General features: G+C 70.1%; 10 protein-coding genes. 6 read left to right on the top strand and 4 right to left on the bottom strand.

The genetic code is table 11. The features are described 5' to 3' along the window. Positions 1–151: 151 nt before the first annotated feature. Positions 152–1,474, bottom strand: coding sequence for an extracellular catalytic domain type 1 short-chain-length polyhydroxyalkanoate depolymerase (locus WBN91_RS36635; RefSeq protein WP_337728897.1), 1,323 nt, complete (start codon positions 1,472–1,474; stop codon positions 152–154). A 133-nt stretch (positions 1,475–1,607) separates the two neighbouring features. On the opposite strand from WBN91_RS36635, the gene WBN91_RS36630 reads away from it, so the two are divergent. Beyond that, a complete protein-coding gene (locus tag WBN91_RS36630) occupies positions 1,608–2,567 on the top strand; it encodes a PaaX family transcriptional regulator (RefSeq protein WP_337728896.1) in 960 nt (319 codons plus the stop codon). Between the two features lie 10 nt (positions 2,568–2,577). Here WBN91_RS36630 and WBN91_RS36625 read toward each other — a convergent pair whose 3' ends face one another. Next, a complete protein-coding gene (locus WBN91_RS36625) occupies positions 2,578–2,838 on the bottom strand; it encodes a hypothetical protein (protein ID WP_337728895.1) in 261 nt (86 codons plus the stop codon). Next, positions 2,835–3,647 carry a phytanoyl-CoA dioxygenase family protein gene (locus WBN91_RS36620; RefSeq protein WP_337728894.1) on the bottom strand — a complete coding sequence of 271 codons (813 nt, stop codon included), beginning with the start codon at positions 3,645–3,647 and terminating at the stop codon, positions 2,835–2,837. Before WBN91_RS36620 ends, WBN91_RS36625 begins: the two co-directional genes overlap by 4 nt. A gap of 79 nt (positions 3,648–3,726) precedes the next feature. On the opposite strand from WBN91_RS36620, the gene WBN91_RS36615 reads away from it, so the two are divergent. The 5 genes from WBN91_RS36615 to WBN91_RS36595 all read left to right on the top strand — a co-directional run bounded on the left by WBN91_RS36615 (position 3,727) and on the right by WBN91_RS36595 (position 11,159). Beyond that, positions 3,727–4,488 carry an AraC family transcriptional regulator gene (locus WBN91_RS36615; protein WP_337728893.1) on the top strand — a complete coding sequence of 254 codons (762 nt, stop codon included), beginning with the start codon at positions 3,727–3,729 and terminating at the stop codon, positions 4,486–4,488. A gap of 182 nt (positions 4,489–4,670) precedes the next feature. Then, complete coding sequence (locus tag WBN91_RS36610) at positions 4,671–6,086, top strand: cellulose binding domain-containing protein (RefSeq protein WP_337728892.1); 1,416 nt, start codon at positions 4,671–4,673, stop codon at positions 6,084–6,086. Next, positions 6,083–8,182 carry an alpha-galactosidase gene (locus tag WBN91_RS36605; RefSeq protein WP_337728891.1) on the top strand — a complete coding sequence of 700 codons (2,100 nt, stop codon included), beginning with the start codon at positions 6,083–6,085 and terminating at the stop codon, positions 8,180–8,182. The genes WBN91_RS36610 and WBN91_RS36605 overlap by 4 nt, the downstream gene beginning before the upstream one ends. Before the next feature lie 141 nt (positions 8,183–8,323). Beyond that, on the top strand, positions 8,324–9,763 hold the full coding sequence (locus WBN91_RS36600; RefSeq protein ID WP_337728890.1) for a non-reducing end alpha-L-arabinofuranosidase family hydrolase: 1,440 nt from the start codon (positions 8,324–8,326) through the stop codon (positions 9,761–9,763). 88 nt (positions 9,764–9,851) lie between these two features. Continuing rightward, the gene (locus tag WBN91_RS36595; protein WP_337728889.1) at positions 9,852–11,159 is read left to right on the top strand and encodes a cellulose binding domain-containing protein; all 1,308 of its coding nucleotides are present in this window, start codon (positions 9,852–9,854) and stop codon (positions 11,157–11,159) included. Positions 11,160–11,216: 57 nt separating this feature from the next. Here WBN91_RS36595 and WBN91_RS36590 read toward each other — a convergent pair whose 3' ends face one another. Next, entirely contained in the window at positions 11,217–11,996 is a 780-nt protein-coding gene (locus WBN91_RS36590; protein WP_337728888.1) for a FadR/GntR family transcriptional regulator, read from the bottom strand. Between the last annotated feature and the right edge of the window lie 288 nt (positions 11,997–12,284).

The raw sequence follows: 12,284 nt of genomic DNA, 5'->3' as shown, positions 1-12,284 counted from the left end.
AAATTTTCGGCTGCAACCCCTGGAAAGTGTGGTAGCCCTTCGGGCAGGCCATACGGGGATGACGGAAGAAGCCCAGGGGGAGGTCTGCTGCGCTAGGTACTTCGAAAAGCGTGCCCTTCGGGCGTTGTGGGTGGTCGTCAGGGTCTGGTGCTTAGGGGGTGGTGCAGGGGATGCCGTTGAGGGTGAAGGAGGTTGCCTTGGCTGTGTTGCCCGTGTGGGTGGCTTGGAAGCCGATGTTGGTGGGGGTGTTTGGGGGGAGGGTGGCGTTGTAGTTGACGTTCTTGGCGCTTACCTGGCCCGAGTTGGGGGAGTAGGTGGCGCTCCAGCCCGACGTGATGGTTTGGCCGGTGGGGAGGGTGAAGGTCAGGGTCCAGCCGTTGATGGTGGTGGTGCCGGTGTTGGTGATGGTGATGTTCTCGGTTAGGCCGGTGTTCCAGGCGTTTACCGTGCTGGTGACCTGGCAGTCGCCGGTGGGTGGCGGGGTGGTTGTGGTTGTGGTGGTTGTTGTCGTGGTGGTGGTGCTTGTGCTTGTGGGGGGTTTGTCCAGGCCGAAGAAGGTGATGGCTTGGGCTGCCATGCCTGAGCTGGGGAGGGTGTGGCCTGCTCCCTGGATGCTGTACGCCTCTACCTGCGTGGTTCCCGCGCTGTCGTTGTAGCGGCGGCGGTTCCAGTTGGGTTGCGGGGTGTCGGTTGAGGTGGGGGTTTGGCTTAGGCCGAAGACGTTGGTCCACTGTTCGATCGACTCTTGCAGCAGCGAGTACGGGACCAGGGTGTCGTTGGTGCCGTGCCAGAGTTGGACCCGTGGGCGGGTGCCGGTGTAACCGGGGTATGCCTGGCGGACTGCGTCGCCCCACTGTTGAGGGGTTCGGTTGGCGCCTCCGCTGCCGGTGCACTTGCTGCTGCCGGGTGGGTAGTCGGCCGCATTGGCGAAGCAGTTGAACGGGACGCCCATGAAGGCTGCGCCTGCCTTGAAGACGTCCGGGTACAGGGCCAGCATGTGGTTGGTCATCATGCCGCCGGAGGACGAACCCGTGGCGTACACGCGGTTGCCGTCGGCCGCGTAGCGCTGCTTGACGTAGTTGATCATCGAGATGATGGAGACCGGGTCGCTGCCGCCGTCCCTGCGCTTGGCCGCGTCGGACCAGGTGTCGAAGCAGTTGCCGAAGCCGGCCTGCTGTTGGGCGCTGGGGTAGATGACGATGAAACCGTGGCGGTCGGCCTGGGAGGCGAACTCGCTGCCCGAGTAGAAGCCCGGTCCGGTGCCGCCGCAGCCGTGCATGGCTACCACCACGCCAGGATTGGCGGGACGGGTGTCGGGCACGTAGACGTGCATCCGCATTCCGCCGGGGTTGGTGCCGAAGTTGGTGACCTCGGTCAGCGTCGCCGCCGAGGCCGGGCCGGGTGCGGCGGTGACGAGGCCGGCCACGGCCAGCGACGCCACCGCGGCGAACACCATGCTCGATCTGACCTTCATGCGCTTGACCCCTTCGTTTCGCGCAACGGTCTGGGGAGTGGCGGTGTCCACGTGGGCGGCAGCCCGACGTGTGACAGTTACCTTCCACGGTGTGTGCAGAAGTGTCAATCGAGCGTCTTGACTACAGTCGTGGGTGATCACCGTCCCGAACGCCGCCGGAGCCGATGTGACGAGCCCGTACGACATCGAAGAGATCTTTCCGGAGGACGTTCGGCTGCCGCGCCGGCAGAGCGGCGGTTCGCCGCAGGGCATGGCGGTGACGCTGCTGGCGGACTACACCCTGCGCGCGCGGGCCTGGTTGCCCTCGGCGGCGATCGTGGTGCTGCTCGGCGAGGCCGGGGTGAGCCACGCCGGGGCGCGCGCGACGATCAGCCGGCTGGCGCGGCGCGGGGTGCTGGAGGGGAGCAGGCAGGGGCGGGCCAGTTCCTACCGGTTGACCGAGGCGGCGGCATCAGTGTTGTCCGCGGGCGGGCGGGTGTTGTTCGCGCCCGCCCCGGATGTCGGCTGGGACGAGTGGTGGACGTTGATCGCCTTTTCGCTGCCCCAAGGGGATGTGGTGGGGCGGCGTGAGTTGCGGGGCAAGTTGCGGTGGTTGGGGTGTGCCCCGCTCTACGACGGGCTGTGGATCTCGCCGCACGACCTCACCGAGGAGGCCGGGGCGCAACTGGCCGGGCTGGCGTCGGGGGCGGTGACGGTGTTCCGGGCCCGGCACGTCGAGCTCGGGGAGTCGATCGGCCGGGACCCGGTCGAGGCCTGGGACACCGCAGCCATCGCCGAGCGGTACGACGCCTTCATCCAGCGGTGGGGGTCGTTGCGGGAACGAGTGCGTCGGGGGCGGATTTTGGGGGCCGAGGCCGTGCGCACGCGGACCGAGGTCATGGACACCTACCGGCGGTTGCCGGTGCTGGACCCGGGGTTGCCGAGTCCGTTGCTGCCGCCCGACTGGCCGCGTGAGCCCGCGCGGGAGTTGTTCGCGGCGATCTACGACGGGTTGGCCGGTCCGGCGGAGGACCACGTGCGGGCGGTGGCCGGGCCGCTGCCGGGGGTCCACGCCCACACGGTGGCGGACCTGGTGGCCGGGGTGTGGCCGTAGTCCTTTGTGGTCACTCCAGCTTCTCGAACAGGAACTCGTGCTTCAGGAACGACGTGTCGTACTCGTGCCCGGGGTAGGGCGGGATCAGTTGGGACGCCTGGAAGAGCCGCCAGCCGTCGCGCAAGGCGTCGACGCCGGTCGCGTACGGCGGCTCGTCGCTGTCGCCGGTGGTGGGGTGGGTGCGGCCGGTGCCGTCGTAGGACGCCCAGCCCACGACCCGGTCGTCCAGGGCCGAGGAGTTCAAGTACAGCACCAGGACTTGCTGCTTCACGCGGTCCTCCCCGGACGGTTGCTCACCCTGGTGGCCCAGTAGTCGATGTCGAAGGTGTCGTCGCCGGTCAGCGTCCGCCACAGCGCGATCCGGTTGTAGATCTCCAAGCGCCCGGTCGCGTGCTCGTACCAGGGGAACGTGGTGGTCAGCTCGGCGCGGACGGCGGGGTCGTCGAGGTCGGTGGTGTCCCACAGGCGGACCTGGGGCGTGGTGGGGTTGAACCGGGTCTTGAACATGAACCGGCGTTGTGCGGAGTCGTTGCGCCGGCCGCCGTGCCAGATGCCGTGGTGCAGGAACAGGACCGTGCCGGCCGGGCAGGTCAGGCGGATCTGGCCGCGCAGGTTCTGGTAGCGGCCGGTGTCGCTCTCGTTGGTCAGGCGCAGGTGGCTGCCGGGGACCAGGAGCGTGCCGCCCATGTCCGCGGTCACCTCGTGCGGGTAGTACATGAGCTGCACGTCGAACGCGTCCCGCCGGGTGTCGATGATCGCGTCGCCGTGCAGCGGCTGGGCCATGCCCTCGTTGGGTTCGCGCACGTGGACGGCGATGTGGTCGACGGTGGGCTCGGGGCCGACGAGGCTGTGCAGCGCGCCGGCGACGACGGGCAGGCCGACCAGGCGGCGGGCGAACGAGTCGTCCGGGAACGCCTTGCTCAGCGGGACTCCGTAGGGCACGTCGGGGACGCCGGCCCGCATGGCGTCCATCGCCACGGCGTTGAGGTCGTCCGGCACGACGGAGTCGAAGCGGAGGAACCCCTGTGCCGCGAAACGTGCCATCAGCACCGAGGTGAGCAGGTGGCTGGTGGTTTCCATGCACCAAACACTATGAGCGCAGTGCAGCGCTGTCGTGGGTCCAGTTCACCATTAGTGGTAATTTTTCACCATGCACCACGTGGCGGTCCGTCTCGATTCGCCGCCGGTCGTGGCGAACTTGGGCATCGGGGTCCACGGCGTGGCCAGTCGCCGGGACGAGTTCCTGCTGCCCGAGCTGTGGCAGCTGCACCTCTACGGCTACTCCGCCGAACTGACCGTCGAAGGCACCACGCACGCCATCCACCCGGGGCACGTGAGCCTTGTCCCGCCGGGAGCACGGGTCTCCTACCGCTACCAGGGCCGGTCCGAGCACCTCTACGTCCACCTGCGCCTTCCCACCTGGGGTGACGCGCTCACCGTGCCGGTCATGCAGCCCGCGGGGGCGGAGACGCCGCTGCTCACCGGCTTGCTGCGGCACGCCATCACGGTCGCACGGGCCGAACCCGCGATGGCGGCGGCGGAGGTGTGGACCGTGCTCTGGCGGGTGGCCCACCTGGCGGCGTCCGGGACCGGGCACGGCGCGGTGGCCGCCGCCGTCGCGCACATCGAGGCCAACCTCGCCGGCCCGCTGGCCGTGCCCGGGATCGCCGCCGTGGCCGGGGTCTCGCACAACCACCTGACCAGGCTGTTCCGCGCCGAGACCGGCCTGACCGTGGTGGCCTACGTGCGCCGGCGGCGGCTGGAGCGGGCGCGTCACCTGCTGCGCGCCTCGACCCTGCCCATCCCGGCGGTCGCGGCGGCCGTCGGGTTCGACGACCTCCAGGCGTTCAACAAGGCGTGCCGCCGGGAACTGGGCGCCTCGCCGCGCGCGGTGCGGGCCGGGGCGCCCAAACGATACTGAGGTCTTCACGGTTCGAAACATCTCCGCTACTTTCTTGGCAGCGTTCCCAGGGCCGCGCGGCGCACCATGCCACGGCCGGTGCGACTGCCACGACACCGGCCACTGTGGACAGTCACCCTGGTCGCAGATCCCCTTCCCCGCGCGCGTTCCGCGCTGCGCACAGCATCCTCGGAGGACACCCAGTGCACCGGTCCCGGTTGGCGGCAGCCGCCGCCCTCACCGCCGCGCTGACCGCGGCCGTCTCGATCAGCGGTGCCCCGGCGCAAGCCGCGGTGGGGTGCCGGGTCGACTACCAGGTGACCAACCAGTGGACCGGCGGGTTCACCGCGAACGTGCAGATCGCCAACGTCGGCGACGCCGTCAACGGCTGGCGCCTGACGTGGTCGTTCGGCGGTGGCCAGGCGGTCACGGCCTCGTGGGGCGGCACCGCGACCCAGTCCGGCTCCCAGGTCAGCGTGGCCAACGCGAGCTGGAACGGCTCCCTGTCCAGCGGCGCGTCCACCAGCTTCGGCTTCAACGCCAACGGCCCGACCACCCCCGTGCCCACCGACTTCGCCCTCAACGGCACGTCCTGCACCGGCGCTCCCGCGCCCGCGGACCCGCTGGCCAAGGCGCACACCCCGGGCCGGGTCACCAAGGACGCCCGCTACTCCTGGCCCGGCGTGTACTTCGAGGGCCGCGTCCGCGGCACCGGCGTCGGGATCGTGCTGGACGACTCGGCCAACGACTTCGACGTCCAGGTCGACGGCACGACCGTCGCCACCCTGGTCACCCCGGGCAAGACCACGTACTGGGTGAACAACCTCAGCAACACCGAGCACCGCGTCCGGCTGGTCAAGCGCACCGAGAGCACCTGGTCGTCCGGCCAGTTCGGCGGGTTCGTCGCCGCGAACGGCGGGCAGGTGCTGGACAAGCCGGTCGCCCGCACCCGCCAGGTCGAGTTCATCGGCGACTCCCTGACCGTGGGTTACGGCAACCTGTCCACCACCCGCGACTGCTCCACCAACGGCGGCGTCACCCGCAACACCAACACCGACGTCAGCTACGGCGCCCTCACCGCGAAGTCGCTCAACGCCGACTACCAGGTCAACGCGTTCTCCGGCCTCGGCATGGTGCGCAACTACAACGGCGGTTCCCCGAACACCAACTACCGCACCTACTACGACCGCGCGCTGCTCAACGTCGACGGTGACGTGTGGCCGGTCCCCAGCACCTGGCGGCCCCAGTTGGTCGTCGTGGGCCTGGGCACCAACGACTTCTCCACCGCGATCAACCCGGGCGAGTCGTGGACCCCGGAGAGCCTGCTCGCCGCCTACAAGTCCGCCTACCAGGGCTTCCTGGACAAGCTGCGCACCCGTTACGGCACCGGCACGACGATCCTGGTCAGCGCCCACGGCTCCGGCACGCTCCCCGACGCCGCCCGCCAGGTCGTCCAGGACCGCAACAACCAGGGCGACAGCCGGGTCCGCTTCTGGGGCTACGACGGCGGCTCCGCGCTGGACTTCCTCGGCTGCGACTGGCACTTCTCCGCCCGCGACCACCGGCTGCTGTCGAGCTCGCTGGTCGACTACGTCGCACGTCTCGGGCTCGCCTGGTGACCCCCGGGCGCTTCCAGTGGGGCAACGACGTCCTGGCCGCCGAGTTCGCCCTCACCGAGGACGGCGTCCTCCGGTTGGAGCGGCTCGGCGCGCCCGGTGAACTCCACCCCGAGTACCACCCCGGCGCACCGGTCCCGCCGGCGGCGGTGACGGCGACGGGCCACGGCCGCAACTGGTCGGGCAACCGGTTCATCCACTCGGCGATCGGCGAGCGGTTGCGCTACAAGGAGGACCACTCGACGTACGAGGACGGCCTGCGCACGCTGACCGTGCGGCACCAGGACCCGGAGACCGGTCTGGTGGTGGACGTGGTCCACCGCCTGGCGGACGGCATCCCGGTGCTGCGCGCGGAAGTCGTGCTGCGCAACGAAGGCCGGACCCCGCTGCACCTGGAGGCGGTCGGGTCGCTCGTCGTCGGCTGCCTCACCGACGCCCTGGACGACGCCGACCTGCTGTGGGCGGACAACGACTGGCTCGCCGAGTTCCGGTGGCGGCGCCGACCGCTGCGGGAGACGTCCCCGGCCCTCGACGGGCGGGTGCGGATCGGTAACGGCCGGGGCGCGGTCGTGCTGTCCGGGCAGGGCGCGTGGTCCAGCGGCGGCAAGCTGCCGATGGGCGGCCTGACCGACCGCAGGACCGGCCGGACGTGGCTGTGGCAGGTCGAGCACAACGGCGGCGGGTGGCGCTGGGAGTGCGGCGAGCGCGAGCACTCCGCCTACCTGGCGGTGTTCGGCCCGTCCCAGAGCCTACACGCGTGGCGCCACACCCTCGAACCCGGCGCGGAGTTCCGCACGGTCCCGGTCGCGCTGGCGTTCAGCGCCGAAGGCCCGGACGCCGCGTTCGCCGCGCTGACCGAGCACCGCCGGGCGACCCGCCGGCCGCACCCCGACCACGAGCACCTGCCCGTGATCTTCAACGACTACATGAACTGCCTGATGGGGGACCCCACCACCGCCAAGCTGCTGCCGCTGGTCGACGCGGCGGCCGAAGCGGGCGCGGAGTACTTCGTCATCGACGCCGGCTGGTACGCCGACGAGGCGGAGAACTGGTGGAACACGGTCGGGGCCTGGGAACCCTCGCGCACCCGCTTCCCGGGCGCGCGCGGCATCCACGAGGTGCTCGACCACATCCGGGACCTGGGCATGGTGCCGGGCCTGTGGCTGGAGCCGGAGGTCGTCGGCACCGGCAGCGCGGTCGCGGCCACCCTGCCCGAGGAGGCGTTCTTCCGCCGCGAGGGCGTGCGGGTCGTCGAGGCCGGCCGCTACCACCTCGACCTGCGCCACCCCGCCGCCCGCGCGCACCTGGACCGCGTGGTGGACCGGCTGGTCGGGGAGTGGGGCGTCGGCTACCTCAAGCTGGACCACAACGTCGACCCCGGGCCGGGCACCAGCGCCCACCCCGGCGAGAGCCCCGGCGCGGGGATGCTGGGCCACCACCGCGCCCATCTGGAGTGGCTGGACGGCGTCCTGGACCGCTACCCGCGCCTGGTGGTGGAGAACTGCGCCTCGGGCGGCATGCGCGTGGACCACGCCCTGTTGTCCCGCTTGCAGTTGCAGTCCACCAGCGACCAGGAGAACCTGGTCCACTACGCGCCGATCGCCGCCGCCGCGCCGACCGCGGTCACGCCGGAGCAGGGCGCGGTCTGGGCGTACCCGCGGGGGGAGGACACGCTCGACGAGGTCGCGTACACGATGGCCTCCGCGTTGTTGGCCCGCGTGCACCTGTCGGGACGCATCACCGAACTCGCCCCCGAAGCCCGCGCGCTCGTGCACGAAGCCGTGGCGGTGTACAAGGAGATCCGCGCTGACCTGCCGGTGGCGGTGCCGTCGTGGCCGCTGGGACTGCCGGCGTGGGACGACCCGTGGGTCGCCTTGGCCCTGCGGACGCCGACCACCACCTACGTCACGGCGTGGCGTCGGGGCGGGGATCCCACCACGACACTGCACCTCCCGCACCTGTCCGGCGTGGACGCTCGGGTGAGCGTGCTCTACCCGGGCACGAGCCCGGCCGTCCCGGCGTGGCAGGCGGACCGCGCCGAGCTCTCGTTCACCCTGCCCGCGGCTCCGTCCGCGGTGCTCATGCGCTTGGAGGCGTGACCAGCGAAAGCTTGTGAGCGCTAACAAACGGTCGTTGACTGGCTGTGCCCTCCTGGTTACATTGGCCCGAAAGTTCACATTCACGAACCCGAAAGTTTCGGACGTTCGGAGCCGCCGCCGACCATGCCAGGAAGGCAAGTCATGCTCTCGATACGACGTACCCCGTCGAGGCGGGCCAAGGTGGCCGTCGCGGCACTCGCGCCGATCGCGGCCCTGTCCGCGCTGACCGCGGTGTCCGCGCCGGCCTCCGCCGCGCCGGGGTGCTCGGTCTCCTACACGGCGCCGTCCCAGTGGCAGGGCGGGTTCACCGCCAACGTGGCGATCACCAACGTCGGCGACGCGGTCAACGGGTGGACGCTGACGTGGTCCTACGCCGCCGGCCAGAAGGTGACGCAGGCGTGGAACGCCGACGTGACGCAGAGCGGCGCGCAGGTGACGGCCAAGAACGTCTCCTACAACGCGAGCATCCCCACCGGCGGCAAGGTGGAGTTCGGCTTCAACGGGTCGTGGACGGGCAGCAACCCCGCGCCGGAGAGCTTCAGCCTCAACGGAACGCCGTGCACCGGAGGAGTGATCCCCACGACCACCACGACGACCACGACGGGCAACCCGCCCGTGGGCAGCCTGCCGTCGAGCTTCCGCTGGAACTCCAGCGGCATCCTGATCAGCCCCAAGCCCGACGCCACGCACGCCAACGTCGCGGTCAAGGACCCCAGCGTCGTGTACTACAACGGCAAGTACCACGTGTTCGCCTCGACGTACACCACCGGCTACAACCTGATGTACACGAGCTTCGCGGACTGGTCGCAGGCGTCGTCGGCACCCCATTACTACCTGGACACCACGGCCATCGGCAGCGGGTACAAGGCCGCGCCGCACGTGTTCTACTTCGCGCCGCAACGGCTGTGGTACCTGGTCTACCAGACCGGTGACAACGCCTCGTACTCCACGACCACCGACATCTCCAACCCGTCGTCGTGGTCGGCGCCGCGGAACTTCTACGCCAACGGCATGCCGCAGATCATCCGGGACAACATCGGCAACGGCTACTGGGTCGACTTCTGGGTCGTCTGCGACAGCGCCAAGTGCTACCTGTTCTCCTCCGACGACAACGGCCACCTGTACCGGTCGGAGACGACCCTGGCGCAGTACCCCAACGGCTTCACCAACACCGTCATCGCGATGCGGGACGCCGACCGCAACCGCCTGTTCGAGGCGTCCAACGTCTACAAGATCGCCGGCAAGGACCAGTGGCTGCTGGTGCACGAGGCCATCGGCACCGACGGCCGCCGCTACTTCCGCTCCTGGACCGCGCCCGCCATCACCGGCCCGTGGACGAGCCTGGCCGACACCGAGGCCAACCCGTTCGCCCGCTGGAACAACGTGACGTTCCCGGCCGGGGCGTGGACGCGCGACATCAGCCACGGCGAGGTGGTGCGGACCAACGTCGACCAGACGATGGAGATCAGCCCGTGCAACCTGACCTACCTGTACCAGGGCATGGACCCGAACGCGGGCGGTGACTACAACCGCCTGCCGTGGCGCCTGGGCCTGCTGACGCAGACCAACTCCTCCTGCTGACCGGTGCGGTGCCGCCCCCGCCGTGGCGGCACCGCGCACACCGCCGCCGCATGGACCCCCTATTGGAACGGCAGAAAAGAGCTGCTCAATGTCGAGGTACAGACTCTTCGGGCCGGCGTCGGCCGCCGTGCTCCTAGCCGGCGCCCTGGCCGCCACGGCCGTGATCGCCGGGGTCGGCCAGGCCACCTCGTCGACGGCACAGGTCGGCGCGCTCGCCGCGAGCGCCGGCTGCGGCAAGGCGCCCACGCTGCGCAGCGGTACGCACAACATCACGACGAACGGCAAGAACCGGCAGTTCATCCTGAGGGTGCCGGACGGCTACGACCCGAACCGGCAGTATCGGTTGATCTTCGCGTTCCACTGGCGTGGTGGCACGATGAACGAGATCTCGTCGGGTGGCACGAGTGGTTTGGCGTGGTCGTACTACGGGATGCAGGAGCAGTCGAACAACAGCGCCATCCTCGTTGCACCGCAGGGCTTCGGCAACGGTTGGGCGAACTCCGGCGGTGAGGACGTCGTGTTCGTCGACGACATGATCAAGCGCATCGAAAGCGACCTGTGCGTGGACACCGCCCTGCGCTTCGCGATGGGCTTCAGCTACGGCGGCGGGATGAGCTACTCGCTGGCCTGCTCGCGGGCCAACGTGTTCCGTGCGGTCGTGGTGTACTCGGGCGCCCAGTTGAGCGGGTGCGCGGGCGGCACGCAGCCGATCGCGTACTTCGGCATCCACGGCCTCTCGGACAACGTCCTGGGCATCGGCCTGGGTCGTGGGTTGCGCGACACCTTCGTGCGCAACAACGGGTGCGCGGCACAGTCCCCGCGCGAGCCCAGCCCCGGCAGCCTGACGCACATCACGACGACGTACTCGTGCCGTGCCGGATATCCGGTGCAGTGGGCTGCGTTCGATGGTGGGCACATGCCTGGTCCGGTGGACGGGTGTGCTTGCGAGAGCGGGGTTCGGACCTGGACCAAGGCGGAGGCGTGGAAGTTCATCTCCCAGTTCGAGGGCGGCACGCCTCCCACGAGCACCACCACCACGACCACGACGACCACCACGACCACTGACAACCCGCCGGGTGACGGCTGCAAGGTGACCGACACCATCAACGCGTGGAACACGGGTCTGACGTCGGAGATCGTCGTCACCAACACCGGCAGCTCGCCCATCAACGGGTGGTCGCTGGTGTTCACGCTGCCGGGCGGGCAGACCATCACCAGCGGGTGGAACGCCACCTACACGCCCAACTCGGGCCAGGTGACAGCCAGGAACGTCAGCTACAACGGCCAGATCGCCCCGAACGCCTCGGTCAGCATCGGCTTCCAGGCGACCCACACGGGCAACACCGGCAAGCCGACGTCCTTCACGCTCAACGGCGCGGCCTGCACGGTCGCGTGATCCCAGCGGTTGCGTGCGCCGGGGGCTTCGGCTCCCGGCGCACTTTTTTGGTCTTGTTCAGCTGGTCGCCGGGCGTTCGAGGCGACTCGGGTCGCCCGAGTCGTCCCGGCGGACCAGCCACGCCTCGGTGATGTGGGTGAACATCGCCTCGGCCGCGCCCGTCGGGTCGTGGGCGGCGATGTGTTCGTACACCGCCCGGTGACCCTGGTTCGAGGCCACGCACAGGGCGCGCTCGCTGCGGCCGGTGTAGCGGGCGGTGTTGATGACCTGGCCCTCCAGTGCGCGCACCACGCCCCGCGCGATCCGGTTCCCCGACGCCTGCATGACCGTGTCGTGGAAGATCCGGTCCTGCTCGCGGTAGGCGACCGGGTCGTCCACCAGCTCGTCCATGCGTTCCACCAGGGCGCGCAGGCGGTCGATCGTGTCCTGGTCGGCGGTGCGCGCGGCGACGGCGGCCATGTCCGACTCCAGCAGGCGCCGGGTCACGACGACGTCGTCCAGGACCGCCAGGGTGTCGTCCTGGGCGATGGTGGCGGCGAGGACGAGCTCGTCGAGCAGGTTCCAGACCGCCGGCGGCGTGACCGTGGTGCCGGAGCCCTGGCGGACCTGCACCAGCCCCTTCTCCTGCAACACCTTCACCGACTCGCGGATCACCGTCCGACTCACCGAGAAGGTCTCGCACAGCACCGGCTCCGGCGGCAGGACCGTCCCGGGCGGGTAGACGCCGCGCACGATCCGCTCCACCAGCTCGGCCGTGACCGCCTTCGCCAGGGTGGCCGGGCGGCGCGGCCAGGTGGTGGGGGCGTCCCCGGTCGGGCGCCCGTCGGTCGCGGTCATCGTGCCTCCGTCGCGCTCACGGTTGCGCTCAGTATAGGGAAGGGTGTGGACATATGACGTCATATGAATGTCGCTTGATGGTGTGATCCGCACCCCGCCGGTGGGGAAGGCGCCGGCGCGGAGGCGTGTCGAGGCCTCCGCGCCGGGTTGCCTTGCTCGGGCTCGCCCGACCCACCACTCGACCGCCGCGTGCTTTCCCGCCGAAGGCGTCACGCCCGAAGGGCGGGGAGCTCTTGCGTTCCGCCAAGCGGCAGCGACCACGGGAAGGGCCTCGGTTTCTTTCCCCGT

The sequence above is a fragment of the Saccharothrix sp. CCNWYY140 genome (assembly GCF_037401995.1).
Taxonomy (GTDB): Bacteria; Actinomycetota; Actinomycetes; order Mycobacteriales; family Pseudonocardiaceae; genus Actinosynnema.
This window is presented reverse-complemented; position numbering and strand designations above follow the sequence as displayed.